This window comes from Pectobacterium sp. 1950-15, assembly GCF_037136835.1.
Taxonomy (GTDB): Bacteria; Pseudomonadota; Gammaproteobacteria; order Enterobacterales; family Enterobacteriaceae; genus Pectobacterium.
This window is the reverse complement of record NZ_JBBBQR010000005.1, coordinates 1-25,096: the sequence shown is the minus strand read 5'-3', so window position 1 is coordinate 25,096 and position 25,096 is coordinate 1. Positions and strand designations below refer to the sequence as shown.

The window sequence follows — 25,096 nt, the reverse complement described above, 5'->3', positions numbered from 1 at the left end:
TGATTTCATTATAGGGGCGGAGAACGGTTATCGGCAATCGATAGTCGATGGCAAGCGTGATTTATCCGCAGGTTATTTGCGTAAAATCACGCTCTGGCTTTACCGTTTCAGCAAACCGGATTCCCCCTTGTGCAATAGCAGATAAACCGCAGGGATCACTAGCATAGACAGCAGGGGGGCGCTCACCATCCCGCCGATCATCGGTGCAGCGATCCGCTGCATGATTTCAGACCCGCTGCCTCCACCCCACATAATGGGGAGTAACCCAGCCATAATCGTCGCTACGGTCATCATTTTTGGCCGTACGCGCAGAACCGCCCCTTCGTGGATGGCATCCATTAACTGCTGGCGCGACAGCGCCTGACCGGCCACACGGTGTTTCTCCACCGCATGATTGAGGTACAGCAGCATAATGACGCCAAACTCCGCCGAGACACCCGCCAGTGCAATAAAGCCCACAGCACCGGCTACAGAAAGATTATAGCCAAGGATATAGAGCAGCCAGACGCCGCCAATCAGCGCGAACGGCAGCGTTGCCATAATCAGCAAGGCGTCCTTGATGCGGTTGAAGGTCACGTACAACAGCACAAAAATGATCAGCAACGTAAAAGGCACGACGACTTTCATTTTTTCCGTGGCGCGTTCCAGATACTCAAATTGACCGGACCAGCTCAGCGAAACCCCTTCCGGCAGCGTGACCTGCTGGGCAACGGCCTGTTGCATGTCTTCAACGGCGGATTTCAGATCACGGCCGCGCAGGTCGACATAAATCCAGTCCGACAGACGACTGTTCTCGCTTTTCAGCATCGGTGGCCCTTCGCTGACGCGAATATCAGCCAGTTCTGCCAGCGCCACTCTGCTGCCGTTTGCCGTCACGATGGGCAGGTCGCGCAATTTTTGTAGCGAATCACGTAATTCACGCGGGTAACGGATATTGATGGGGTAACGCTGGCGGCCTTCAATGGTTTCACCGATGTTCTGCCCGCCGATGAGCGTCGCGACCACCGACTGAAGCTCTTCGACGGATACGCCGTAGCGTGCGGCGCGTTGCCGGTCGATATCAATATCGATATAGCGCCCGCCCGCTAACCGTTCCGCCAGCGCAGAGGTCACGCCAGGAACCTGTTTGACCACCTGTTCGATTTGCTCGGCGGTGCGTTCGATGTCTGCCAGATTATTGCCGTTGACCTTGATGCCCACCGGGCTTTTGATACCGGTAGCCAACATGTCCAGCCGGTTGCGAATCGGTGGCACCCACACGTTGGCGATACCCGGCAGGCTGACGGTGCGATCCAACTCGGCCACCAGTTTGTCCATGGTCATGCCCTCGCGCCATTGGTCGCGTGGTTTCAGCCGAATCGTACTTTCCAGCATGGTGAGCGGGGCGGGGTCGGTTGCTGTTTCGGCACGACCGGCCTTACCAAAAACCGATTCAACTTCGGGCACGGTTTTAATCAGCCGATCCGTTTGTTGTAGCAGGCGACCCGCCTCACGCGCGGAGATGCCGGGCAGGGTCGAAGGCATATACAGCAGATCGCCTTCATCCAGCGGTGGCATAAATTCGCTGCCCAGGCGGCTTAGAGGAAAGAGCGTCAGCAGCAACAGCAGGCCGGAAACCAGCAACGTGATCTTCGGGTAGCTCAGCACTTTTTGTAGCACCGGATGATAGAGTGCAATCAGCCAACGGTTAATCGGGTTTGCCTGTTCGTCCGGTATCTTACCGCGCACGAAATACCCCATTAATACCGGAACCAGCGTAATGCCTAATCCGGCGGCGACGGCCATGGCATAGGTTTTGGTAAAGGCCAGCGGTGAAAACATGCGGCCTTCCTGCGCTTCCAGTGAGAACACGGGCACAAACGACAGCGTAATGATCAGCAGGCTGCAAAACAGCGCAGGCCCCACTTCCACCGCAGCCCGCTCCGCTAACTGCCACCATTCGTTATTCTGTGGCTGTTTGCCGGGGTTTTCATGCCGCCACTGCTCAATGACTTTATGCATGTTTTCTATCATCACAATCGCGGCATCCACCATGGCGCCGATGGCAATCGCGATACCACCCAGCGACATAATATTCGCGTTCACGCCCTGATAGCGCATGATGATAAACGCGCCCAAAATCCCCAGCGGTAGACTGATGATTGCCACCAGCGCCGAGCGGAAGTGGAACAGAAACAGTGCGCAGATGACGGCGACAACGATAAACTCTTCCAGCAGTTTGAAGCTGAGCGTGTCGATAGCATGCTCAATAAGCTGAGAGCGATCGTAAGTTGGGACGATCTCAACGCCGACTGGCAGGCTTTTTTGTATCTCCTGTAACCGAGCCTTGACGGCATGCAGCGTATTCAGCGCATTTTTGCCATAGCGCAGAACGATAATGCCGCCTGCCACTTCGCCTTCACCATTCAATTCGGCAATGCCGCGCCGCATCTCCGGCCCTTCTCTGAGCGTAGCGACATCCTGCAACAGCACAGGGATGCCGTTACGGGTGGTGATCATTACATGGTTAAAGTCTTGCGCGGTCTTCAGGTAGCCGGTGGTACGCACCATGTACTCCGCTTCGCCCAGTTCCAGCACCGAACCGCCATTTTCCTGATTCGCCGCCTGAACGGCACTGACGATCTGCTGGTGGGTGATGCCCTGCGTCCGCATACGTTCTGGATCGACGACGATCTGATATTGCTTGACCATGCCGCCCACGCTGGCGACTTCTGCCACATCAGGCACCGTTTTCAGTTCATATTTCAGCAGCCAGTCCTGAAAGCCGCGCAGGTCGGCCAGACTGTATTTACCGCTACGATCCACCAGCGCGTACTCGTAGATCCAGCCAACACCGGTGGCGTCCGGGCCAAGCGCGGTTTTGGCCTCAGCAGGCAGGCTGGATTGCACCTGACTGAGGTACTCCAGCACGCGGGAACGTGCCCAGTAGGGATCGGTTCCGTCTTCAAACAGCACATAGACGTAAGCATCACCAAACATGGAAAAGCCCCGTACTGTCTTGGCACCCGGTACGGAAAGCATGGTGGTGGTCAGCGGATAGGTCACCTGATTTTCCACCACCTGCGGCGCCTTGCCCGGATAGCTGACGCGAATGATGACCTGTACGTCAGACAGATCGGGCAGGGCATCCAGCGGCGTTTTTTGCAGAGAGATCAGCCCCCACGCCGCCATGAACAGCGCCGCCAGTAAAATCAGCAGGCGATTGTTGAGCGACCAGCGAATCACATAGGCAATCATAGATGGCCTCCGTGTCCGGCATGCGGATCGTCAGCGGGTAAAAAATGCAGGACGTGTATCCCACTGTCGTCCATGTTGAACTGGAAACTGACGGTGCTGCCGATTCCCACCCCTTGAGGCAGCCCTGACGATGGCAGCGTGAAATCCATCGTCATCGGCGACCAGTTGAGCGCCGGAACGGCTTCATGTTCAATGGTGGCCTGATTGCCATTTATCGCTTTGATCACACCCTGAGTTTGATAGCCGACGGGAGCAGCGGGTGCTGCCGATGTGTCAGTAGCAAATTGCGGCAGGGCGTTGCGCAGGCTGGCTTCGGAATCAATCAGGAACTGACCGGAGGTGACCACGCTGTCGTCAACCTTCAAGCCATCGATGATTTCGACCCAATCGCCTAGCGACGCGCCCGCAGTGACGTTACGCGGAGTGAAATGGCCATTGCCATCGCTCAGCAAGACCCGATTTTGGCTGCCGCTGACCAATAGTGCTTCCTGTGGGATCGCCAGACGCGGCTGTGCCTGAGCGTGAGAAAGTTGTACGGTGAGATACATGCCGGGTTTAAGCTGCTGCTGCGGATTGTCGAGCACGACGCGCGCTTTTAGCGTGCGCGTGGTGCTATCCAGCACGGGCAACAGTTCGCTGATCTTGCCGTGGAAGGTTTTACCCGGCCAGGCACTGCTGGCGGCGCTAATATCGTTGCCGAGAGTGAGCTGAGCCGCCTGAGCTTCGGGGTAATCGACATCGACCCAAACCGGATTCAGGCTGGCAAGTTCAAATAACGGCTGGGCAGGGCTTAACTGCATGCCTTGCCGCACCTCAAGCTTATTCACGTAGCCGTCTTCCGGCGCGGTAATGGCGATTCGATCCTGCGGCTTGCCGCTACGCTCGACCTGACGAATAACCGTTTCCGACATGAACAGCAGTGCTAGCCGCTGGCGGGCTGATTGAGTCAGAACGTCGTCGCCCAACTGTCGTACCGCCAGATATTCACGCTGCGCCGCCGCCCAGGTCGGGTTCCACAACGTGGCGAGCGTCTCGCCTTTCTTCACCTGCTGTTGCAGTGCATTGACTGTGAGTTTTTCGACAATGCCGCCGCTGGGCGCGACCAGCGTGTGCAATCCACGCTCGTTGATCGCGACGGTGCCGTAACCCGTACTGTGGTTGGCAAGTTCGCGTATTTCCGCACGCGCTGTGCGAACGCCAAGATTTTGCTGCTGGCGGGCGCTGACGGTGATACCGCCGTCATCCTGTGCTTCATCGGCATGGCGGGGCACCAGTTCCATATCCATAAAGGGCGATTTTCCCGGCTTGTCGAAACGTTTATCCGGCACCATCGGGTCGTACCAATAGAGGACGGTACGTTCCGGCTTTGCGACAGAGGGAGCAAGTGGCGCGTGCTGTTTGCCTACCAGGTAGCCCACGCCACCCGCACTGAGGATAGCCAGCGTTATCAGGCTAAACGTCAGTGATTTTTTCGTTACGGTTTTGTTCATTGCGCAGGGCTTCCTTGTGGCGTCAGATAGCGGATGGCGGCCCAATATTGAGCCATCTCTCGGGCGGTATCCTGAACCGCGATCCGGCTTTCGAGCAGTGCCCGGCGGGCATCCAGCACGGCAGAGAGATTACTGCTGCCGGATTGATACTGAGCCTGAATCAGTTTGATACGCTGCTGTTGCAACGGAAGAATCTCGCCGTTCTGACGCTGCCAGCGTGACTGTGCGGCGTGATATTGAGCTATTAGCGTATCGAGTTGCGCCTGATGTTCTCGTTCGGTGAGCAAGACTTTGTCGCGCGCTTCCATGCTGCGAGAGACGTCCGCGGCGTAGTCCTTATCCTGACGTTTGGATGTGAACAGCGGCAGATCGACCGTCACCATCATGCCCGCCATGTCGTCGTAATTGTCTCCGCGTTTCGCGTAATAGACTTCAACATCGACATTGGGGATGGCAGCGACGGCTGACTGTGCCGAGCGAGCCTGAGCCAGCTCGGCTTCACGCTGTGCCTGCTGCATTTCTGGGTGCTGGTGAATGGCACTGCTGAGGACTGCTGGTGACGCTGGCAGGCGTTCAAAGCGGGGCAGTTCGCCGTGCACATTGATATCCGTCATGCCGGTAAGCTGCACCAAACGTGCATGCGCGATACGCGTATCCCGCTCGGCGTCGGCCAGTTTGTCCTGCATGGCTGCCAGCGTCAGACGGGCATCCAGTACGCTACTGGCTTCGCTGCCCGCCGCCACGCTTGCTTTCTGTGAGGCGACCTGTCGCTGGCTTTCATTGACCAGCGCAGTGACTTCGGCCAACGCTTTTTGCGAGAGTGCCAGATCCAGCCATGCCTGTGCCGTTTCCCGTTGCAGACGAGCACGGATACTTTCGCTATTGCTTTGCAGCGCGTCGGCTTCGACCCGGATAGCCTGCGCCTTACTATCGCGCTTACGGCTGCTGACGTAGGTTTGCATGACGCCGATGCGCTGCATCGTCATTCCTTCCCGCGTGAGGCGGCTACCGTTGTTGCCACCTAATGGCAAATTTTCGACACCAAATTTCAACTTTGGATCGGGGAGTTGCGTGGCGGAGTCGGCCATGTTCTGTAGTGCGTTAATCTGGTGTTGATTGGCGGACAGATCGGCGGAGTAGCGTTCCGCCGCCTGTAATGCCTGTTCAAGACTCAGATCTGCCGCAAAGACGGCAGCAGGCAGCCACAACAACATCGCCAGACACGCGCGCACGGCGTCGTGTTTGGATAAATTCATGATGTGCTCCGGTTAAGGCTGCTGTGGCGTAATCGCGGTCAGGGTGTAGCCGCTGTCATTCTGGAAAAAGCTGAACGTAACGGGTGTGTTGACGGGTAACGGCCTGATGTCTCCACTGGATGGCAGCGTGAAGGCCATCGTCATGGCAGGCCATTTTAGGTCGGCAATCGGGGCATGAGAGAGCGTTACGCTGTCGGCGTTCCACTGCTTAACAATCCCGGTGCTCTGATAAACCGCTGTAGTGGCAGCAGGAGTGCTATGCATCATCGCATGATGCTGGTGGTCGTTTGCCCACGCGGGAAAGGTAACGGAAGAGACAGAAAAAAGCAGGCCGCTAATCAGAGCCAGATAAGTGATACGCATAAAAATAATCCCAATAAAATAATTGATAAACAAGGCATTGCGCCTACTGGCGCAGGGGTTATCAATCGCTTGGGTTATTCTCTGAATCGACAGAAGCGGATCTCAGCCGGAGGGCCTGCCGCAGGAGGTGAGAGCCAGGCATCGCACGCCTGATTAAGGGTGACAGGGTTATCCGCTAAAACCAGTTCACCACTGACCGGCAGCGCTAATAATGCCAGCGAGCCGTTATCCTGCTTAACGCTATCCGGTACGCAGTGTTTTTCGCACAGCGGCGTTTGCTGGTCGGCAGCGTAAGACGCTTTAGCCGTATGCTGAGCGTGAGATGATAGAGACTGAACATCAGCCTGTTGCAGATGTGCCTGATGCTGGATAGTGGGGGATGTCTGGCTGAGGGTCATATCACATTGGTGACCCGCGATAGCCAGTTGTGCATTCAGGAAAAGCCAGCACAGCGCCAATAGCCATCCCCATCTGCCTTTATGGCGCAGATGATGAATGAATAATGGAGACCGTGATGATGCGGACATGGCATTTCCTTTTTGGGTATTCCGGGAGTGTAAGCGTCTGAGTGGGAAGGGGGCAAGCGAGGAATGGCATAGTTTTGTAAAGCCGTTTTGTAAATTGGCAGATATCATCTGCCAATGTTATCAATGAGTTAATTATCTTTTGCTGTTCGGTTACTGTACGAGAAACTGGTACGTGGTATCCGAGCGGTAGACTTTCCCCGGTTTCAGCCAGCAGTCGGGCTGCGGCCAGTCAGGATGATTCGGGCTGTCTGGCAGGAATTCGCTTTCCAGCGCGACGCCGGCATAGTTTTCATACTGACCACCGTCTCGCGAAGGCGTTCCGGCCAGAAAGTTGCCGCTGTAGAGCTGTAACGCAGGGGCACTGGTGAAGACGCTCATCAGCACGCGGCCATCGGATGACCACAAATTGGCAGCCGGACTTTCGCTGGAACCACAGGTGCGATGCAGTAAGTAGGCGTGATCGTAACCGCCGACGGCCATTTGATCGCTGTCGCGCAGGAAATCCTCTTCGAGCGTTTTTGGCTGGCGGAAATCCATTCCGGTAGCATTTACCGATGTCAGGTCGACGTTGGGAATCCCCGAACTATTGACCGGTAAATAATAGTCGGCAAACAGCTGCAATTGGTGTTTACGTACGTCAGTCAGATCGCCGTCAAGGTTGAAATAGGCGTGGTTAGTCAGGCAGACAGGGCAGGCTTTCTCCACGGTCGCCTGATACGAGATTTCCAGCGAATTATGTTCGGTCAGCGCGTAGGTCACCTGTGCGTTGAGGTGCCCTGGATATCCCTGATCGCCATCCGGTGAGTGCAGTTGGTAAGTGACCTGCGTTGCATCCTGACTGACGGTTCGCCAGCGGCGAGCATGGAAGCCTTCCGGGCCACCGTGCAACTGATGCTCATTCTGGTTCGGAACCAGATGAAAGGTTTCGGTCTCTCGACTGAATGTGGCTTTGGCTATGCGGTTGGCATAGCGGCCAATCGATGCGCCGAGGTAAGCGCTTTGTTGTGGATACTGCTCGGGTGATGCACAGCCCAATAGCACCTCTCGCACCTCACCCTCCGGTAACGGGATCTCACAGGAAAGCCAGGTTGCACCCCAGTCCATCAGGCACACGCGCATGCCTGCCTGATTCTGCAAGGTTGTTAATTGAAACGGCTGGCCATCGGGTGCCAGCATAGTAAGACTTTCATTCAACATGACTTGCTCCTGTAGAGGCCCGACAAGATAGAGAGCGTTGATCGATGCGTGCAATGCTGGGGAATTCAGCAGAAATGAGTTTGCTGACAAAGTTCGCCATTCTCGTTCCGTAGATGGGTTCGTCGACGGTCTGAATCAGCTCTGCTTATCTTCCCCTAATGTGTCATCTGACGTAAAAAAACGCCGTTAGGCTTCTTCGTAACCGTTGGGGTGGTTGGATTGCCAGCGCCAGGTGTCCTGCGCCATTTCTTGCAATGAGCGTGTGACTTTCCAGTTAAGATCGTTTGCTGCTCGTTCGGCATCTGCCCAATAAGCTGGCAGATCGCCCTGACGACGCGGGGCAAAATGGTAAGGCAGTGGTTTACCGCAAGCCTGACTAAAGGCTTCAACGACCTGCAATACACTGTAGCCTACACCGGCTCCCAGATTGTAAATGTGCACGCCAGCACGATTTTGCAGCGTGTTCATGGCGGCGATATGACCGTCAGCCAAATCGACGACATGGATGTAATCGCGTACGCCAGTGCCGTCAACGGTAGGGTAGTCATTACCGAAGATCGCCAGAGAGTCGCGACGCCCGACGGCAACCTGAGCGATGTAAGGCATCAGGTTATTGGGCACACCCTGTGGATCTTCGCCCATCTCACCCGATGGATGTGCGCCAACCGGGTTGAAATAACGCAACAGCGTAATACTCCATTCCGGCTCTGCATGCTGTAAGTCTTGCAGGATTTGCTCGACCATCAGCTTGCTACGGCCATAGGGACTGGCAGGGTGCCCCGTCGGGAAACTTTCCTGATAGGGCGTGCGCGGCTGATCGCCATAGACGGTGGCGGAGGAACTAAAAATCAGGTTTTTCACGCCTGCTTTCTTCATAGCCTCAACCAGCACAAGCGTACCGTAGACGTTATTATCATAATAACTCAGCGGTTCACGCACCGATTCCCCCACGGCTTTCAAGCCGGCAAAGTGAATGACGGAATCAATTGAATGCTTAGCGAAAATGTCGTCCAGCAGTGCGCTGTCGCGGATATCTCCCTGATAAAAAATAGGCGTTTTATCGGTTAAACGTGTAATGGTTTTAACGACGCTGGCCTTGCTGTTGCACAAGTTATCAAGAATGACGGGAGTGTGCCCGGCAGCCAACAATTGTACGCAAGTATGACTTCCTATGTAACCGCTACCACCTGTGACGAGAACGTTCATAATGACCCCTATTATCGCAATGCTGCAAAATAACATGGCTAGACGCTGAAAAAGGTGATCTGCAGCGAGAATCTGCCTTTGTTATCGATAGTTTTTCCACAAATAAGCGTAGTAAAGCGTAGGCTACAGTGTAAATGAGCCTGGCTTGCTTCCCTACATTTTATTTTGTGGTAGCGTTATCATCCCTGTTTTTAGGCGTTATTTACATAGTTCATCAATTTGGTAGCGATAGATGTCGTTGTGCGGGACAAAAGTGAGCCGGTGCGTGATGCACTCTGGCGCATCTTCAGCATGGTGAGAGACAAAGAGGAGCTGCGTTTCGCCCTCGCCAATCAGGATATCCAACCAGCGGCGCACCAGTTGGCGATTGAGCGGATCGAGCCCCTGTAGGGGTTCGTCAAGAATGAGCAGGGCGGGGTGTTTGACTAACGCGCGAGCAATCAGCGTCAGACGCTGCTGACCCCAGGAGAGCGACTGAAATGGCGTATCGGCGATCGCGCCATTAAGCCCAAGCAAGGCGAGCCACTGTTCGGTCAGGTGGCGCTGACGGTCGGAAACGGCCTGATAAATGCCGATAGAGTCAAAAAAGCCTGACAGGATAACGTTGCGCACGCTGGTGCTGACGCGGTAATCCAGATGGAAACTGCTGCTCACGTAGCCGATGTGGCGCTTGATATCCCAGATGGTTTCCCCACTGCCGCGTTTGCGGCCAAACAGCGTGAGATCGTTACTGTAGCCTTGCGGATGATCGCCAGTAATCAGACTCAGCAGCGTCGATTTTCCTGCACCATTAGGGCCGACAATCTGCCAATGTTGTCCAGGTAGCACTTCCCATGTCAGCTCATGCAGAATAGGGCGATCGTTATACTGCACTACGCCGTTACGCAGCCGAATGCGGGCCTCGTCAGCGGGAAGTGTCATGTATCGCTGCGGATCTTCCGGTTCTGGCAGCGAACTTCCCGACAGTTTTTCACTAAACGCGAGCTGAGCCACCAGCGCTTCTGAGAGGATTGTTTCACGCTCGCCGAGGCGGGTCAGCGTACAGTCTGCCAGTACACCAACATGGTTGATAAAGTCAGGGATGTCGTCAAAGCGATTGAGGATAAGCACCAGCGTATAACCCGTACCGGCTAGTTTCCGCAGCTCATCGGCAAGCTGCTGACGCGAGGCAACGTCCAGCCCATCAAAAGGCTCATCCAGAATCAGCAAGTCGGGCTGGGGCATCAGCGCCTGACACAGCATCGCCTTACGGGTTTCCCCCGTAGAGAGGTACTTGAAACGGCGCTCCAGCAAATGTGCAATACCAAACTGCTGTGCCAGCTGTTGGCAACGTGCGGGGTTATTGAAGCTGTCCTGAATCACTTCTGCCGTGGTGCGGCCGGTGTCATCTTCACCTTCACTCAGTAGATCGGTGTTATTGCGTTGCCATTCGTCGGAAACCAGTTTTTGTAATTGTTCAAACGACAGACGAACGGGGCGTTGGAATCCCGTTGTTCGTTCACCACGCAATAGCGGCAGCTCGCCGGATAGCGCCCGCGCCAGCGCCGATTTACCACTCCCGTTGGCCCCGACAAAGGCCCAACACTGGTTTTCGTCGAGCGTCAGTTCGTCCAGACGCAGCATGCGGGTGTCGCTGAGACGAAACAGCCCCTGAGTGATTTTTAACAATGACATTTTCTATCCTTCGTCAGACGGCGATAAGCAATGTTAAGCAAGGTAAATGTTAACAAAGCGTGGCGATGATGACCCTGTCGGCCTTGAAACAGGCCTTTACGTCCGTTCCCTGTTGCAGCTTTTGCTGCTCAAGCAGGGCGTTCGGCACCATAGCGCACAGCGTTTCTCCCCCTGTCAGCGTAATCAGAACTTCACTGTTTTCCACACCGTGCTGAATGGTCTGAATTCGCCCTGATAAGACGTTATCAACGGCGGGGGCAGCGGACGTGGCAGCGTACACATCGATCCACGGTGCTTTAATCAGTGCCAGCACCTCTTTCCCTTTCTGTAATTGCAGGCGCTCGGCGCTTTGTTGCGTAATCAGGGCGCTGATCGTTGTTTTACCATCGGCGAGTAAAAGATCCAGGTGTTGTTGCACCTGTTCTTCACCGCGTGCGAGCACGGTTCCAAAAAACTGGTTACGCGCGCTGGTTTGCAGCGAGAAACGCGCGATGGCTGCCAGTAAGCTATCCAGCGGCAACCCGTCTTCCTGCAAGACATCAAAGGCTTTTTGCTGAATCTGCGCGAGCAAATCGTACAGCTGGAGAAGACGTTCGCCGTAGCGGGTGAGCTGAGCCCCGCCACCGCCTTTGCCACCGGTCATACGTTCGACGATGGTCTGTTCGGCCAATTGATTCATCTCATTGATGGCATCCCATGCGCTTTTATAGCTAATCCCTGCCAGCTTGGCGCCCTGACTGATTGAACCGGTATGACGAATTTGCTTGAGCAATTCAATGCGCCGCGGATCGGCGAATAAACGCTGTTGGAGTTTCAGGGTGAGAAGAATTTCAGCCTGCATAGTGAGGGCACCGTTGGTGAGTTTAATTCTCTGTATTGTCGCTATTTTCTTCATCAGGGGCAAATCGCACAAATAGACGCACTATTTTCTATTACTGCGGTAGACTACGTGGCAATTACGACGATCTCGGCTTACAGTGAAATAGCGCATTTTACCCTAGATAATTCGGGTTGCGTGAAGGCGGCAATCGCGCGAATCCCCAGGAGCTTACACCAGTAAGTGACTGGGGTGAGTAAGGGCGCCAACGCACAAGCAGCTTGAAGTATGACGGGGATAGACGGGCTAAAGTAGCGGTAACCGTTGCAATAAGTGAGGTAAGCATGTTGGAGTTATTGAAGAGCCTGCTGTTTGCAGTTGCCATGGTTCCTGTGATGATGGTGATTATCATGGGCGCGATTTATTGCCTGGGCGAAGTGTTTAACGTGTTGTCCCGTATCGGCCATTCCGACGGTCAGCGCGCAAAGAATCAGCACTGATTCACGATCCTTTTCTATTTTGATGTCCGGCTTCTTGCCGGACATTTCTTTTCTACTCCCTATATACCCTAAATAATTCGAGTTTCAGGAAGGCGGCAAGAGAAGGAGTCCCGATGAGCTTACTCAGGTAAGTGATTCGGGTGAGTGAACGCAGCCAACGTACATGCAACTTGAAGTATGACGGGTAATCTACCTCTTTAAAGCGCATGACACTGCTTCATAATTCGTTATATCATTATTTACACAACGATAATTGTCAGGAGACAAGAATGAAGCAGCAATGGTTAAAATGGTTTGCCGCACTGACCCTCAGTGCAGGAATGGCGCTGCCTGCGGCAGCAGAAGATAAAGTTACCGTGTTCGCCGCCGCATCATTGACGAATGCGTTGCAGGACATTGCCACGCAATATCAGAAAGAGAAAAACGTTGCCGTCGTGGCGTCTTACGCATCCTCTTCAACACTGGCACGTCAGATTGAGCAAGGTGCGCCCGCCGATCTGTTCATCTCCGCTGACCAACAGTGGATGGACTACGCGCAGGACAAAAACCTGATGGATACCGCCACGCGTCACACGCTGCTGGGCAATGAGCTGGTGGTGATTGCGCCGAAGGCGAGTGCGCAGAAAGATCTCAACATTGACGATAAAACTGACTGGAAAAGTCTGCTGAAAGGCGGACGTCTGGCTGTTGGCGACCCGGATCATGTGCCTGCCGGCATCTATGCCAAAGAAGCGTTACAGAATCTGAAAGCCTGGGATGAACTCTCCCCGCTGATGGCGCGGGCGAACAACGTGCGTGCAGCCATGGCGCTGGTGGAACGTGAAGAAGCGCCTCTGGGCATTGTTTACGGTTCTGACGCGGTTGCCAGCGACAAAGTTAAAGTTGTCGGTACATTCCCGGCAACGAGCCATAAGCCTGTTGAATATCCGATGGCGATAGTAAAAGAACATAAAAACCCAGCGGTTACCGGTTTTTATGACTACCTGAAAACGCCGGAAGCGGCAGCCGTATTTAAACGCTATGGCTTCGCGCCACGTTAATGATGCTGAGTGATTACGAATGGCAGGCGGTTGAGCTGAGCCTCAAAGTTTCCGTTGTGGCGGTGGCATGCAGCTTGCCGTTTGGGATACTGATGGCGTGGATTTTGGTGCGCTGTCGATTCCCCGGTAAATCGCTGTTAGATAGCATTATCCATTTACCACTGGTGTTGCCGCCAGTGGTCATTGGTTATCTGCTGCTGGTGGCGATGGGAAGACGCGGCGTAATCGGTTCCTGGCTCTATGACTGGTTCGGCTTCAGCTTTAGTTTTAGCTGGCGCGGAGCCGCATTAGCGTCGGCGATTGTCGCGTTCCCGCTGATGGTTCGAGCGATTCGGCTGTCACTGGATGCTGTCGATAAGCATCTGGAACAGGCCGCACGAACACTGGGTGCCACACCCTGGCGTGTGTTTTTCACCATCACATTACCTCTCTCTTTTCCCGGCATTGTTGTGGGAACCGTATTGGCGTTCGCCCGTTCGCTTGGTGAATTTGGCGCGACAATTACGTTTGTTTCTAATATTCCCGGCGAAACCCGAACCATTCCACTGGCGATGTATACCCTGATTGAAACGCCCGGCGCGGAGGCTGATGCAGCAAGACTGTGTATCATTGCCATTGTCTTGTCGCTGGCAGCGCTGTTGGCATCGGAATGGTTAACAAACTGGAGCCGCAAGCGGTTGGGGGGATAATGCTGCAACTCGATTTTCATCAACAGCTGGGCAGCCTCGAACTCCGCGTTCAGTCTGAACTGCCCGCGAACGGGATTACCGCGATTTTCGGTGTGTCCGGGGCGGGGAAAACGTCGCTGATCAATGCCGTTGTTGGCCTGACTCGCCCAGATAGCGGGCGAATTGTGCTCAATAATCATGTCTTGGTGGATACGCAGCAGCGTATTTTTATTCCACCGGAAAAGCGTCGAATCGGCTATGTATTTCAGGACGCCCGCCTGTTTCCGCATTATCGCGTACGTGGCAATTTGCGCTACGGTATGGCTGAGACCATGGAATCGCAGTTCGATGACATCGTCAATTTACTGGGTATCGAACCGTTGCTGAATCGCTATCCACGGACGCTGTCTGGTGGAGAAAAACAGCGTGTCGCGATTGGTCGGGCATTGCTGACTGCGCCGGAACTGCTGCTCATGGATGAACCGCTGGCGTCGTTGGATTTGCCCAGAAAGCGTGAGCTGTTGCCGTATCTGGAGCGTCTGGCGAAAGAGGTCAATATTCCGATTCTGTATGTCAGCCACAGTCTGGAAGAGATTGTCCGACTAGCCGATCGTGTCGTGGTGCTCGATAAAGGCAAAGTGAAAGCACAAGGGGTTCTGGAAGAGGTGTGGGCCAGCAGCGCACTGCGCCCCTGGTTACCGAAAGAAGAGCAGAGCAGTATTCTGAGTGCGCGCGTGTTGGCTCAACATGAACATTACGCGATGACGGCGCTGGCATTAGGCGACCAGAAGGTATGGGTCGGTAAAGTTGAACTGCCGCAGGATGCTGCATTGCGCATTCGTGTGAATGCTGCTGATGTCTCTCTGGTACTACAGCCGCCGGAAAAAAGCAGTATCCGTAATGTGCTGTGTGCCAGCGTGGTGGAATACCTTGATGTCGACGGACAGGTTGAAGTAAAACTCGCGGTCGGTCAGCAGACGCTGTGGTCCCGTATCACACCGTGGGCACGGGACGATCTCGCACTCCATCCTGGGCAAACGCTCTATGCGCAGGTTAAGAGCGTGTCGATTACGGCATAAATACAGGCTGAGCGGTGCGGCAGTGCCACATCGCTCGGTTTGATGCGTTAACCTCGCGCTATTCTGTGACTAAGATAACAAAATGAATATTGAGAGTGATTTTCAATTCGTTTTTTCTACCGTGTGAACAAGGTAGTCAGATAAATTATCTCCGCGTTATTATTTTTTCATCATGAAAAGTAATCGATTACTTTTTATTTTCACCTGTGCTACGGGATAAAAATAGGAGAAGGACATGCCTTGTATGACGTTATTGCGCCGAGCGTTCGCTATACCGCTGTTATTAATGGTTTCATCAGGTTTGGCACTTGCTGAGCGCCCGGCGGAAAACCAGAAAATAGCGTTGCAGATGTATACACTGCGCAGCCTGAATACGCTCGATGAGCAATTTTCCATGGCACACAATGCCGGGTTTAAGGCCGTTGAGCTGGTGGGGACGCACGGTATTAGCGCTTCAGAAATGAAGGGGTTACTGGGGAAATATCAGTTGAAAGCCATTGCTGCACATGTCCAGTTTGGCGAACTGAAAAGCAATATGGCTGAGGTTGTCGCCTTTAACAAAGCGATTGGCAACCGCATGATTATCGTGCCGTGGCTCAATGTTGAAGACCGGCCGAATAGCGCAGAGGGATGGCAGCGCTTTGGTGCGGAAATGAACGATCTTGGGCGTGAATTGAAGAAGCAGGGCATGCAACTGGCTTATCACAACCATAATTTTGAGATGAAGAAGTATCGCGGTAAAACGGCGCTGGAAATCATGTTAGATGCCGCGGAGCCAGAGAATCTGATGCTGGAAATGGATGTTGCCTGGGTATCCCGGGGAGGGCAGGATCCGGTGCGTCTCCTGCGCCACTACAAAGGGCGTATCTACTCGATTCATGCGAAAGACAATACCTCCATCGGTATCCGCGATGATGAAATGAACTTTGCCCCACCGGGCGAGGGTATTCTGGCGTGGGAAGAGATTATCCCGGCAGCGTCCAGAGCGGGCACGCAATGGTTTGTTGCTGAGCATGACTTGCCGAAAGATCCGCAGGCCATTATTTCCGCTGCTTACCAGTCTCTGTATGAAAAGCTGAGTAAGGTGAAGAGTAAGTAAGGAATCGCTATCCACCTGCGGTCAGTGGACCGCAGGTGGTCAGAAATGGGATAGCGAAAGGTAAATGTTGCGTGGGCTAGCTGGATGCCCGTTCGACAAACGTCCATTCCAGTAAGCGTTTTTCTGTTTTGCTGTCAGGCTGGTCAATCTGTTGCAATAGCAGCTTCACGGCTTCTCTGCCGATATGTGCGGACGGCTGCTGAATGGTACTGAGCTGGGGCGAGGTGATGTAACCCAGCTCCGAGCCGTCAAAACCGATCACCGCAATGTCTTGCGGCGCGCTCAGCCCCGCCTCGCAGATTGCCGACAGTGCGCCTGCTGCCAAAGTATCGGACACCACAAAGACGGCATCCGGCCGATCCGGCGCGTTAAGCAGCGCCGCCATTGCCGCCTTTCCACCCTGATAGCTTAACGTGCTGGCGTATTCGACTTTGTCATAATCAAACGCATTTTCCGCGAGTGCATCGCGATAACCTTTCTCTCGCTGCTGGGCGTAGAGATAATTCATATCGTGGTTAATCATGGCGATACGGCGACGGCCTTTGCCAATAAAGTGATTAATCACAAAGCGGGATGCCTCCGCGTTATCAATCCCAACGGATGAAATAGCGGATGTATCGTCATGCTCGGCGCACTGTACCCAAGGGGCGGTGCCAATCATGTCCTGAAGCGCGGAAAGCGTTGAAATCGCGTCCATGGTGATTACGCCATCGACCATTTTACCGGACAGTAATTGCAGGCTGGAGTGGGCGCGAACAATATCGGCGCCTGAATTACACAGAAGAATGCGGTAGCCGTTTTCTTCCGCTTCCGCCTCGATACCTTTCACCACATCGGCGCAGAAGGGGTTGGCAATGTTGGAAACCATGACCAATAGCATATGGCTACGTGCGGTACGCAGCTGGCGGGCCAGTAAGTTCGGCTGATAGTTGCTGCTTTTTATCGCATTGAGAACACGTTCCCGGTTTTGCGGCTTCACGGTATCGATGTTATTCAACACCCGTGAAACGGTGGCGACCGAAACACCCGCTATCCGTGCTATTTTTTGAATCGACATAATTCAGAAGGCACTCACGCTACTTATGCTTGGCTGAGCAGATTACCATAAATATCTCTGGCTGCATCCCGCAGGCGTCGCACCTGCGGGATGAATAACATAAGAGAATGAACGGCCTGATGCCTTAATTAGCGACCTTCACCCACGTTTGCTGCTGATGGCTTTGTACGATGGCATCAATGATGAACATGATGTTCGCGCCGTCATAGAAGGTGGCAAAGTTGAACGGATCGACGCCCGGACGTTTGCCGTCGCGCAGATAGGCGTAAAAATTCGCCATCATATTCTTAAAGGCATCCGGCCAGCCTTCGATATGTCCACCGGGGAAGTGGACGGCGGCGGCTGCTTCCGGGTTCAGTAACCCAGGGTCGTCCGACAATAGTTGATTCGGCTTATCACGATGACCGATCCACAGCTGCTGCGGTGTTTCCTGATCCCAGGCCAGCGATCGTTCACTGCCGTTTACTTCAAACGTCAGGCGGTTTTTCCGACCTGCGCTGACCTGAGAAACGGTAAAGGAACCGCGGCTGCCATCATCAAAACGCAGTAAAACCGTCGCGTAATCTTCGGTTTTGACCGGCTTGTCGTCGTACTCGGGTGGCGCATCGGACGATGAAAACGTGGCAGTGCCGTTCCGGTTGGATTTTCGGATCGGATGGACGATAGCGAAATCCGCGAAAACCTCGACAATTTTCCGGCCAGAAATAAACTGCACCGTATCGCACCAGTGCGAGCCGATGTCGGCCACCGCGCGGGAAATGCCGCCGTACTCCGGTTCAACGCGCCAGTTATAGTCGGTATCGCGCAGCATCCAGTCTTGCAGATAGCCGCCGTGTACCGCAAAGACGCGACCGATCTCCTGACGCTTAATCATGCTGGCAGCCTGTTGCACCATGCCAAACTGGCGATAGACAAAGCTGACGCCGTGAACAACGCCTTTTTCTTCCGCCAGCGCCACCAGTTCACGCGCTTCTTCACTGGTCATACACAGCGGCTTTTCCGAAAAGACATGCTTGCCGGCCTGAATAATCTGTTTATTGATCGCGGCATGGAGATGGTTTGGTGTGCAGTTGTGGATCGCGTCGAGGTCTGGATGAGTTAACAACTCAGCGACACTGCCGTAGGCATGAGGAATATTGAGCTGGAGGGCTTTCTGCTGAGCGATATCCAGCGAGTTTTCTGCCAGCGCCACCACCTCAACGAAACCAAGGCGACGAATCGCTTCTATATGTGCCGGGCCAATAAAACCGGAACCAATAATGCCAACGCGGATCATTCTGCGTTCTCCTCTTTTAATCCCAACATTTTTCTTACCAACGGGCGATCGTCGCGGGTGGCGGCGAAATCGTCAAAAGCGCGTCCTGCGACGGGAATAATGTGGCGATTGATAAAAGCCGCCCCTTCTTTCGCCCCGCAGTTGCTGTCTTTCAGGCAGCATTCCCACTCCAGTACCGCCCAACCGTCGTAGTCGTATTGGGCCAGCTTGCTGAAGATGCCGCCGAAATCGATCTGACCATCTCCCGGAGAGCGGAAGCGCCCGGCGCGTTCAGCCCATGACTGATAGCCGCCGTAGACGCCGCTTTTGCTCGACGTGTTAAATTCCGCATCTTTCACATGGAACGCTTTGATTCGCGCATGGTAACGATCGATAAAGCCGAGGTAGTCCATCTGCTGCAAATGCATATGGCTGGGATCGTAAAGAACGTTGGCGCGTGGATGATGATTGACGACATCAAGGAAGCGTTCAAAGGTCACGCCGTCGTGTAAATCCTCTCCGGGGTGAAGCTCGTAGCACACGTCCACACCGTGCTCGTCAAAACAGTCGAGGATCGGCGTCCACAGGCGGCCGAGTTCTTTAAAAGCCTCCTGAATCAGGGCTTCTTTACGCGGTGGCCAAGGGTAAAAATAGGGCCAGGCCAGCGCACCGGAAAACGTAGCATGGGCGCTTAGGCCTAAGCGTGAAGACGCTTTTGCTGCCTGCTTGATTGCCGCAATAGCCCACTGCTGGCGAGCTTGTGGATTGCGGCGGTAAGCCGGTGGTGCGAAATCATCAAAGGCATCGTCATACGCGGGGTGGACGGCAACGAGCTGTCCTTCCAGATGGGTCGACAGTTCGCTGACGGTCAGCCCGTGCTGTGCCAGCAGGCCTTTCACCTCATCACAGTAAGTTTGGCTATCGGCGGCCGTTGCTAAATCGAAAATATGTGGATGGTTACAGGGAATTTGCAGCGCTTTAAAGCCTAATCCGGCTGCCCATTGCGCCAGATTTTCCAGCGTGTTAAAGGGAGCCTGATCGCCAATATACTGGGCGAGAAAAATACCCGGTCCTTTTAACGTTTTCATTATTACCTCCTTTGGCAACGGGGTTGAGGTTATGAGTACCGTTGCACGATTGCGATAGCCGTAGCGAAAAATACGTTGGGATGAGGTGCCCCAGGCGGCCTCATCCCGTTTTCTCCTTAAATAATCTGTATCAGACGGTTAGGCCCGCTCCTCTTTATATTTGAACGAGAAGAGGAAAATGATGGCGATAGCGGCAGCGGCAACGGCGGGGATCCACCAGAAGGACGTCCAGATCGCGGGCTCATTTAGCGCACCGTTGTCGAAGAGGCGGTTATAAATTGCACCGGAAACCTGTGACCCGAGCAGCATGCCGATACCGTAGGTGAACAGAACCACCAGACTTTGTGCCTGACCTTTGATTTTTTCTCCGGCGATGCGGTCGGTGTAGATGAAGCCAATGACGAAGAAGAAGTCATAGCACACGCCGTGCAGCAGGATGCCGAGATAGAGCAGCCAGCGGGTTTCTTCGCTCACGCCGAGTGCGAAGAACGCATAGCGTACGAACCACGCCAACATGCCGATGAACAGCATGTATTTCACGCCCAGTCTTCTAAACAGCAGCGGAATGATCAGCATGAAGAAGATTTCGGACATCTGGCCGAATGACATGGCGGTGCTGACGTTGCTGATGCCGACATCGCTCAGGAAGGATGCGGTGTAAGCGTAGTAGGTGCCCAGCGGAATAGAGATCAGCATGGCGCAGATGGCAAACACCAGGAAATGGCTTTTCTTCAGCAGCGCAAACGCATCGGCACAGAACAGATCGCGCAGCGCCAGCGGCAAGCCTTTTGCGGGGGCAGGGGTATGCGGTAGCGTCAGGCTGTAGGCCGCCAGAATGGCGGAACATGCGGCAGCAACGTAGAAAATAGTGACGCTTGCGGAGATGCCCGCCATTCCGATACAGACACCGGCGACGATCCAGCCGATCGTGCCGAAGACCCGTACGACAGGAAAGCTCTTCTCGCTGTTGCTCAGGTTATGGAACGCAATGTTGTTGGTTAATGCCAGCGTAGGCATAAAGCACAGCGTGTAGGCGAACAGAAGGATCAGCAGCTGTGTGCCGTTCTCGCTGATCAGCGCGTTGGGTACAAAGAACAGAATGACAGCGCCTGCCAGATGCAGCAGCGCCATGACTTTCTGCGAGGGGAAGAAGCGATCGACCACCATACCCAGTACAAACGGGGACAGGATCGAGGCGATCGGTGCGGCGGAGAAGGCGTCGCCAATCATGGCAGCCAGATTATGCTGTGTCATAACCAGGCCTAACGTAACCGACCATGAACCCCAGATGAAGAACTCTAAAAACATCATGAGTGACAGTCTGGGAACTACGAAGGCCGGTTGTAACGATTTGGTAGCTGTGTTTTCAGATGAAGAAACCATGTGGTATCCCTCTTAAAAGTAATCGATTACAATCTGTGTTTTTTAAATGTAATCGATTACTTTTAACTTAACCGCAGCTTTTAGCCATAAATGAGATCCTTATCACTAGAAAGTTATATAGCCATAGCGTAGCTGGCTGTTTTCGCGCAATGATCGGGTATCTGCTTTGCTTGAGGGGAAAAGAAGAATGACGCACTTTGTTTTAGTGGGCGATGTCGGTGGCACCAATACGCGTTTGGCGCTGTGTGATGCCATGACGGGCGAGCTGTCGCAAATCGAGACTTATTCCGGGCTGGATTTCCCTTCTCTGGAAGGGGCCGTCCGTGATTATCTCGATTCGCGACAGGTTACGGTGCAGGATGCCTGTATCGCGATTGCCTGCCCGATTACCGGTGACTGGGTGGCGATGACGAACCACACCTGGGCATTTTCCATCGCTGAAATGAAAGCGAGCCTGGGCTTACGCCACTTTGAGGTCATCAACGACTTTACCGCCGTTTCCATGGCGGTGCCGGTGATGGGGAGTGAGAGTCTGCTCCAGTTCGGTGGCGGGGAGCCTGTGCCGGGTAAGCCCGTTGCCGTATATGGTGCAGGTACGGGGTTAGGCGTCGCTCATCTGGTGCATGCTGCCGGTCAATGGATTAGTTTGCCGGGTGAGGGCGGGCACGTGGATTTCGCGTCTAATAGCGACGAAGAAGACAACATTCTGGCGGTATTGCGCCAGTCGCTGGGGCACGTTTCCGCAGAGCGCTTACTCTCTGGGCAGGGGCTGGTGAATATTTACCGTGCCGTGGTGCTGTCCGATGACCGCACGCCAGAGGCGCTGGAGCCGAAAGATATTACCGAACGGGCCGTCAACAACTCGGATGTGGATTGTCGCCGCGCGCTGTCGCTATTCTGTGTCATCATGGGACGCTTCGGTGGCAATCTGGCGTTAAATTTAGGCACATTTGGTGGTGTGTATATTGCGGGCGGTATCGTACCGCGCTTTTTGGAGTTTTTTAAAGCTTCCGGCTTTCGGGCAGCTTTTGAAGACAAAGGGCGGTTTAAAAGCTATATGCAGGATATTCCCGTGTACCTGATTACCCATGAACAGCCGGGATTAATGGGGGCAGGCGCTTACTTGAGACAGGTGCTGGGCAATGCGCTGTAAGTCAGCTTGATAGTCAAACGCCATCAGGCAAAGTGAGGCGCGACTCACTCGCCTGATGGCATCATCGTTGGTTATGCCAGAATGCGGGTGCGGATGAGATCGGCGATGCTGGGTTCCTCATTGCTGCCAATCACCAGATCGGCACGCGCTTTGATTTCGTCGGCGCTGTTGCCCATGGCGACACCTAATCCTACGCCTTCCAGCATGCTGATATCGTTAAAGTTGTCGCCGAATGCCACGACGTCTTTCATGCTGATGCCCTGTTCGCCAAGCCATTGCTGAAGCAGTTTGCCTTTGCTGTTGCCTGTTTGAGCAATATCAACCTGATCTTGCCACGACCACTCGCAGGCCAGTCCGAGCTGTTTTTCTACTTCTGCGGCAAAATGGTTCAGCGTGGGGACATCGGCGTGCGTGGTCGCGAATTTCCAGATAGCGTGCGATGCTTCCGTTTGACGCACCAGATTTTCCACCTGTGCAAAGCGAGGACGCTGTTGCTCCGGCAGGTTAGCCGCCCACGCTAGCGTGCGCACTACGTGTCCGGTAGGGTACTGATAATACATGTCGTCATCGGCATACATCAGCCCGTGAATATCAAATTCTTCTAGCAGCGTGATGACATTTTTTGCCTGTTCAACAGAGAGCGGATTGGTGTGCGATGCCTGGCCTTTCTGGTAATCATAGACATAGGTGCCGTTACAGCAGATAGCGGGCGTATCCAACTGCAATCCCTGATAAAAAGGGTGAATGGCAGAGTGGTGGCGCCCGGTGACGATCATCACTTTGATACCTTGCTGGCGGGCCAGCGCGAGTGCGCTAAGCGATTCGGGCAGGATTTTTTTCTGTTGATTCAGCAGCGTACCATCAAGATCAAGTGCAATTACTCGGTAGGTCATCGTTGTCTCGCAAATAAAAATGTGGATATCGAATGAGCCTTACGATAAAGGACGCGGCGAAAAATAGACAGACAACAACGAGATAAAAGTGCCTGAGGTCCATTTGATGGCGAAAGGTGTCGTGCGGCGGCGGAAAAGTAAGCTAAACAGACAGTTTGGCAATGCCGTTGTCGATTTTCTATGCTTTCAACGGTTTATCATCTATTTTTTAAGCAGTTGACCAAAACGCGGCTTTACAATGTGCGATGTACTGTTTATAGTGCGCGTCATTGCGGAGGAGTGGCCGAGTGGTTGAAGGCACCGGTCTTGAAAACCGGCGACGCGAAAGTGTTCTAGAGTTCGAATCTCTACTCCTCCGCCACTTTCAATCTTGACCTTTCTTATTTCATTCATTCTCTCTCTTCTTGATTATCTCTGACGATTCGCCGTCATAATTTTTGCTTTATTTGTCATCGCTGCATCTTTAGCGTCTGCTGATCAAATCGTTTTCCAGCCAGTACAGAATGACTTCAACGACATAGCGCTGCTCTTCGTCACTCAGCGGCTGGTGTTGGGCGATGTGATGCCATTTTTCCAGACATCCCCGACAGCAGGTTGCGGTGGCATGCTGTGCAATAAACACGGGATGGCCGCGCATCGGTGTCTGCTTGCCATCATTGGCCGGATCCGCCGGTGCCAGCCTACGCGCGATAAAATCGGCGGCGTGGGTGGCGATCGTTTCCTTACCTTTGCTGTAGCAATAGTCACGCTCTTTGGCACCCAACGTAAAACGCTGGCGGAAAGCGGAACGCGACAGCCGGGAAAACAGCGAATCAAACGTGGTCATAACCTAAAGTCCGTAAAACATGAACGATGCAAAAATAGGGACATGCGGACGCTGCCGTATCAATCAGTCATGACTTAAATCAGCCATTGCTTAAATCAATAGTAGCCTTGCGCTGTCTCTGTAGAATAGAGTGATTGGTCATTTATGGTATACCGTGCGTCAGGTTGAGCAAGTTCGTTATCCTTTCAATGAACCGCTTTTGAGCCTTCCTGAGCCGTCACATTCGCGTGAAATAAGGAGAATACGATGCAGCAAGTTGTTTATGTCGCCAGCCCGGAAAGCCAACAGATCCACGTTTGGCAGCTCGGTGCTCAGGGAAATCTGACATTATTGCAGACCGTTGAGGTTCCAGGGCAAGTTCAGCCGATGGTGATTGCACCGAATAAGCGTCATCTGTATGTCGGCGTACGTCCTGATTTCAGGGTTCTGAGCTATCGTATTGATGAGCAGGGTAAATTAGCGCAAGCGGGTGTGGCGTCTTTACCGGGTAGCCCGACGCACCTGTCTACCGATAATGACGGACGTTTCCTGTTCAGCGCGTCTTACAGCGGTGCTTGCGTTAGCGTTAGCCCGATTGGTGCTGATGGCGTTGTCGGCGAGCCGATCCAACAACTGGACGGACTCGAAGGGTGCCACTCTACCAATATTGATCCAACGAATACTGTTGTGTGGGCTCCTTGCCTGAAAGAAGACCGCATCCGCCTGTACGATCTGGATGAGACGGGCGAATTGAGTGTGCATCGTCAGGCCGAAATGACGACGGTAGCGGGGGCTGGCCCACGCCATATGGCTTTCCACCCCAATCAGCGTTTTGCCTATTGTGTGAATGAACTGGACAGTTCGGTAGACGTATATCAGTTGGATGCAGCCAGCGGCGAATTGCAGAAAGTACAAACGCTGGATGCCATGCCAGCAGGTTTCAGCGACACGCGCTGGGCGGCAGATATTCACATTACGCCGAATGGTCGTTTCCTGTATATCAGCGATCGTACTGCCAGCCTGCTGAGCGTTTTCCAGGTGTCTGAAGACGGCCGCACGTTAACGCTGACCGGTCATCAGCCGACCGAAACGCAGCCGCGCGGTTTCAATATCGACAACACCGGTGAGTTCCTGATTTCAGCAGGCCAAAAATCTCAGCACATCGAGGTGTATCACATCGATCAGAATACGGGCAATCTGCAACCGCTGGCGCGTTACGCCGTTGGTCAGGGGCCAATGTGGGTGTCGGTGTTGGCGCTGGACTAAACAAGCCAGTCACAACATTGAGGTTAAGCCCTGCATTGATCCG

At 53.9% G+C, this 25,096-nt stretch carries 22 protein-coding genes and 1 tRNA gene; 8 read left to right on the top strand and 15 right to left on the bottom strand.

The window, feature by feature from the left end:
* Positions 1-99: 99 nt before the first annotated feature.
* The 9 genes from WCT94_RS07450 to modE all read right to left on the bottom strand — a co-directional run bounded on the left by WCT94_RS07450 (position 100) and on the right by modE (position 11,791).
* A complete protein-coding gene (locus WCT94_RS07450) occupies positions 100-3,237 on the bottom strand; it encodes an efflux RND transporter permease subunit (protein ID WP_336868891.1) in 3,138 nt (1,045 codons plus the stop codon).
* A complete protein-coding gene (locus tag WCT94_RS07445) occupies positions 3,234-4,727 on the bottom strand; it encodes an efflux RND transporter periplasmic adaptor subunit (protein ID WP_336868890.1) in 1,494 nt (497 codons plus the stop codon). The genes WCT94_RS07450 and WCT94_RS07445 overlap by 4 nt, the downstream gene beginning before the upstream one ends.
* A complete protein-coding gene (locus WCT94_RS07440; RefSeq protein ID WP_336868889.1) occupies positions 4,724-5,983 on the bottom strand; it encodes a TolC family protein in 1,260 nt (419 codons plus the stop codon). Before WCT94_RS07440 ends, WCT94_RS07445 begins: the two co-directional genes overlap by 4 nt.
* A gap of 12 nt (positions 5,984-5,995) precedes the next feature.
* Positions 5,996-6,346 carry a copper-binding protein gene (locus WCT94_RS07435; RefSeq protein WP_336868888.1) on the bottom strand — a complete coding sequence of 117 codons (351 nt, stop codon included), beginning with the start codon at positions 6,344-6,346 and terminating at the stop codon, positions 5,996-5,998.
* A 74-nt stretch (positions 6,347-6,420) separates the two neighbouring features.
* The gene (locus WCT94_RS07430; protein ID WP_336868887.1) at positions 6,421-6,873 is read right to left on the bottom strand and encodes a hypothetical protein; all 453 of its coding nucleotides are present in this window, start codon (positions 6,871-6,873) and stop codon (positions 6,421-6,423) included.
* Positions 6,874-7,023: 150 nt separating this feature from the next.
* Entirely contained in the window at positions 7,024-8,070 is a 1,047-nt protein-coding gene (gene galM, locus WCT94_RS07425) for a galactose-1-epimerase (protein ID WP_336868886.1), read from the bottom strand.
* A 186-nt stretch (positions 8,071-8,256) separates the two neighbouring features.
* The gene (gene galE / locus WCT94_RS07420; RefSeq protein WP_336868885.1) at positions 8,257-9,276 is read right to left on the bottom strand and encodes a UDP-glucose 4-epimerase GalE; all 1,020 of its coding nucleotides are present in this window, start codon (positions 9,274-9,276) and stop codon (positions 8,257-8,259) included.
* Positions 9,277-9,474: 198 nt separating this feature from the next.
* The gene (modF, locus tag WCT94_RS07415; RefSeq protein ID WP_336868884.1) at positions 9,475-10,950 is read right to left on the bottom strand and encodes a molybdate ABC transporter ATP-binding protein ModF; all 1,476 of its coding nucleotides are present in this window, start codon (positions 10,948-10,950) and stop codon (positions 9,475-9,477) included.
* 49 nt (positions 10,951-10,999) lie between these two features.
* On the bottom strand, positions 11,000-11,791 hold the full coding sequence (modE, locus tag WCT94_RS07410; protein ID WP_336868883.1) for a molybdenum-dependent transcriptional regulator: 792 nt from the start codon (positions 11,789-11,791) through the stop codon (positions 11,000-11,002).
* Between the two features lie 320 nt (positions 11,792-12,111).
* On the opposite strand from modE, the gene WCT94_RS07405 reads away from it, so the two are divergent.
* The 5 genes from WCT94_RS07405 to WCT94_RS07385 all read left to right on the top strand — a co-directional run bounded on the left by WCT94_RS07405 (position 12,112) and on the right by WCT94_RS07385 (position 16,153).
* Entirely contained in the window at positions 12,112-12,267 is a 156-nt protein-coding gene (locus tag WCT94_RS07405) for an AcrZ family multidrug efflux pump-associated protein (RefSeq protein ID WP_039275566.1), read from the top strand.
* A gap of 269 nt (positions 12,268-12,536) precedes the next feature.
* A complete protein-coding gene (gene modA, locus WCT94_RS07400; RefSeq protein WP_336868881.1) occupies positions 12,537-13,307 on the top strand; it encodes a molybdate ABC transporter substrate-binding protein in 771 nt (256 codons plus the stop codon).
* The gene (gene modB / locus WCT94_RS07395) at positions 13,307-13,996 is read left to right on the top strand and encodes a molybdate ABC transporter permease subunit (RefSeq protein ID WP_015839546.1); all 690 of its coding nucleotides are present in this window, start codon (positions 13,307-13,309) and stop codon (positions 13,994-13,996) included. Before modA ends, modB begins: the two co-directional genes overlap by 1 nt.
* Positions 13,996-15,054, top strand: a complete 1,059-nt coding sequence (gene modC, locus WCT94_RS07390; RefSeq protein WP_336868879.1) for a molybdenum ABC transporter ATP-binding protein ModC — start codon at positions 13,996-13,998, stop codon at positions 15,052-15,054. The genes modB and modC overlap by 1 nt, the downstream gene beginning before the upstream one ends.
* A gap of 235 nt (positions 15,055-15,289) precedes the next feature.
* Positions 15,290-16,153 (top strand): sugar phosphate isomerase/epimerase family protein, encoded by an 864-nt coding sequence (locus tag WCT94_RS07385; protein WP_336868878.1) that lies wholly within the window; start codon positions 15,290-15,292, stop codon positions 16,151-16,153.
* A gap of 76 nt (positions 16,154-16,229) precedes the next feature.
* Here WCT94_RS07385 and WCT94_RS07380 read toward each other — a convergent pair whose 3' ends face one another.
* From WCT94_RS07380 to WCT94_RS07365, 4 genes are all read right to left on the bottom strand, one after another.
* Positions 16,230-17,210 carry a LacI family DNA-binding transcriptional regulator gene (locus WCT94_RS07380; RefSeq protein WP_336868876.1) on the bottom strand — a complete coding sequence of 327 codons (981 nt, stop codon included), beginning with the start codon at positions 17,208-17,210 and terminating at the stop codon, positions 16,230-16,232.
* Positions 17,211-17,334: 124 nt separating this feature from the next.
* The gene (locus WCT94_RS07375) at positions 17,335-18,486 is read right to left on the bottom strand and encodes a Gfo/Idh/MocA family protein (RefSeq protein WP_336868874.1); all 1,152 of its coding nucleotides are present in this window, start codon (positions 18,484-18,486) and stop codon (positions 17,335-17,337) included.
* Positions 18,483-19,553 carry a sugar phosphate isomerase/epimerase family protein gene (locus tag WCT94_RS07370; protein ID WP_336868873.1) on the bottom strand — a complete coding sequence of 357 codons (1,071 nt, stop codon included), beginning with the start codon at positions 19,551-19,553 and terminating at the stop codon, positions 18,483-18,485. Before WCT94_RS07370 ends, WCT94_RS07375 begins: the two co-directional genes overlap by 4 nt.
* 138 nt (positions 19,554-19,691) lie before the next feature.
* The gene (locus tag WCT94_RS07365; protein WP_336868872.1) at positions 19,692-20,936 is read right to left on the bottom strand and encodes an MFS transporter; all 1,245 of its coding nucleotides are present in this window, start codon (positions 20,934-20,936) and stop codon (positions 19,692-19,694) included.
* Between the two features lie 187 nt (positions 20,937-21,123).
* Between WCT94_RS07365 and glk the strand changes: the two genes are divergently transcribed.
* Positions 21,124-22,089: a glucokinase gene (gene glk / locus WCT94_RS07360; RefSeq protein WP_336868871.1), complete on the top strand. Its 966-nt coding sequence runs from the start codon at positions 21,124-21,126 to the stop codon at positions 22,087-22,089.
* A gap of 71 nt (positions 22,090-22,160) precedes the next feature.
* Here glk and WCT94_RS07355 read toward each other — a convergent pair whose 3' ends face one another.
* The gene (locus WCT94_RS07355; RefSeq protein WP_336868869.1) at positions 22,161-22,982 is read right to left on the bottom strand and encodes a pyridoxal phosphatase; all 822 of its coding nucleotides are present in this window, start codon (positions 22,980-22,982) and stop codon (positions 22,161-22,163) included.
* A gap of 273 nt (positions 22,983-23,255) precedes the next feature.
* Here WCT94_RS07355 and WCT94_RS07350 point away from each other — a divergent pair.
* A tRNA-Ser gene (locus WCT94_RS07350) sits at positions 23,256-23,343 on the top strand.
* A gap of 102 nt (positions 23,344-23,445) precedes the next feature.
* On the opposite strand, the gene WCT94_RS07345 is transcribed toward WCT94_RS07350, so the two are convergent.
* Entirely contained in the window at positions 23,446-23,808 is a 363-nt protein-coding gene (locus tag WCT94_RS07345) for a DUF4186 domain-containing protein (RefSeq protein ID WP_336868867.1), read from the bottom strand.
* Positions 23,809-24,054: 246 nt separating this feature from the next.
* Between WCT94_RS07345 and pgl the strand changes: the two genes are divergently transcribed.
* Complete coding sequence (gene pgl, locus WCT94_RS07340) at positions 24,055-25,053, top strand: 6-phosphogluconolactonase (RefSeq protein WP_336868866.1); 999 nt, start codon at positions 24,055-24,057, stop codon at positions 25,051-25,053.
* The last annotated feature ends 43 nt before the right edge of the window (positions 25,054-25,096 follow it).

Excerpts from the sequence above, each read along its gene's own strand:
- WCT94_RS07385 (WP_336868878.1), top strand. The coding sequence starts at position 15,290 with ATGCCTTGTATGACGTTATTGCGCCGAGCGTTCGCTATACCGCTGTTA.
- modA (WP_336868881.1), top strand. The coding sequence starts at position 12,537 with ATGAAGCAGCAATGGTTAAAATGGTTTGCCGCACTGACCCTCAGTGCA.
- WCT94_RS07380 (WP_336868876.1), bottom strand. The coding sequence starts at position 17,210 with ATGTCGATTCAAAAAATAGCACGGATAGCGGGTGTTTCGGTCGCCACC.
- WCT94_RS07370 (WP_336868873.1), bottom strand. The coding sequence starts at position 19,553 with ATGAAAACGTTAAAAGGACCGGGTATTTTTCTCGCCCAGTATATTGGC.
- WCT94_RS07445 (WP_336868890.1), bottom strand. The coding sequence starts at position 4,727 with ATGAACAAAACCGTAACGAAAAAATCACTGACGTTTAGCCTGATAACG.
- WCT94_RS07435 (WP_336868888.1), bottom strand. The coding sequence starts at position 6,346 with ATGCGTATCACTTATCTGGCTCTGATTAGCGGCCTGCTTTTTTCTGTC.
- galM (WP_336868886.1), bottom strand. The coding sequence starts at position 8,070 with ATGTTGAATGAAAGTCTTACTATGCTGGCACCCGATGGCCAGCCGTTT.
- modC (WP_336868879.1), top strand. The coding sequence starts at position 13,996 with ATGCTGCAACTCGATTTTCATCAACAGCTGGGCAGCCTCGAACTCCGC.
- WCT94_RS07430 (WP_336868887.1), bottom strand. The coding sequence starts at position 6,873 with ATGTCCGCATCATCACGGTCTCCATTATTCATTCATCATCTGCGCCAT.
- modF (WP_336868884.1), bottom strand. The coding sequence starts at position 10,950 with ATGTCATTGTTAAAAATCACTCAGGGGCTGTTTCGTCTCAGCGACACC.
- galE (WP_336868885.1), bottom strand. The coding sequence starts at position 9,276 with ATGAACGTTCTCGTCACAGGTGGTAGCGGTTACATAGGAAGTCATACT.
- WCT94_RS07375 (WP_336868874.1), bottom strand. The coding sequence starts at position 18,486 with ATGATCCGCGTTGGCATTATTGGTTCCGGTTTTATTGGCCCGGCACAT.
- WCT94_RS07405 (WP_039275566.1), top strand. The coding sequence starts at position 12,112 with ATGTTGGAGTTATTGAAGAGCCTGCTGTTTGCAGTTGCCATGGTTCCT.
- pgl (WP_336868866.1), top strand. The coding sequence starts at position 24,055 with ATGCAGCAAGTTGTTTATGTCGCCAGCCCGGAAAGCCAACAGATCCAC.
- glk (WP_336868871.1), top strand. The coding sequence starts at position 21,124 with ATGACGCACTTTGTTTTAGTGGGCGATGTCGGTGGCACCAATACGCGT.
- modB (WP_015839546.1), top strand. The coding sequence starts at position 13,307 with ATGATGCTGAGTGATTACGAATGGCAGGCGGTTGAGCTGAGCCTCAAA.
- modE (WP_336868883.1), bottom strand. The coding sequence starts at position 11,791 with ATGCAGGCTGAAATTCTTCTCACCCTGAAACTCCAACAGCGTTTATTC.
- WCT94_RS07450 (WP_336868891.1), bottom strand. The coding sequence starts at position 3,237 with ATGATTGCCTATGTGATTCGCTGGTCGCTCAACAATCGCCTGCTGATT.
- WCT94_RS07355 (WP_336868869.1), bottom strand. The coding sequence starts at position 22,982 with ATGACCTACCGAGTAATTGCACTTGATCTTGATGGTACGCTGCTGAAT.
- WCT94_RS07365 (WP_336868872.1), bottom strand. The coding sequence starts at position 20,936 with ATGGTTTCTTCATCTGAAAACACAGCTACCAAATCGTTACAACCGGCC.
- WCT94_RS07345 (WP_336868867.1), bottom strand. The coding sequence starts at position 23,808 with ATGACCACGTTTGATTCGCTGTTTTCCCGGCTGTCGCGTTCCGCTTTC.
- WCT94_RS07440 (WP_336868889.1), bottom strand. The coding sequence starts at position 5,983 with ATGAATTTATCCAAACACGACGCCGTGCGCGCGTGTCTGGCGATGTTG.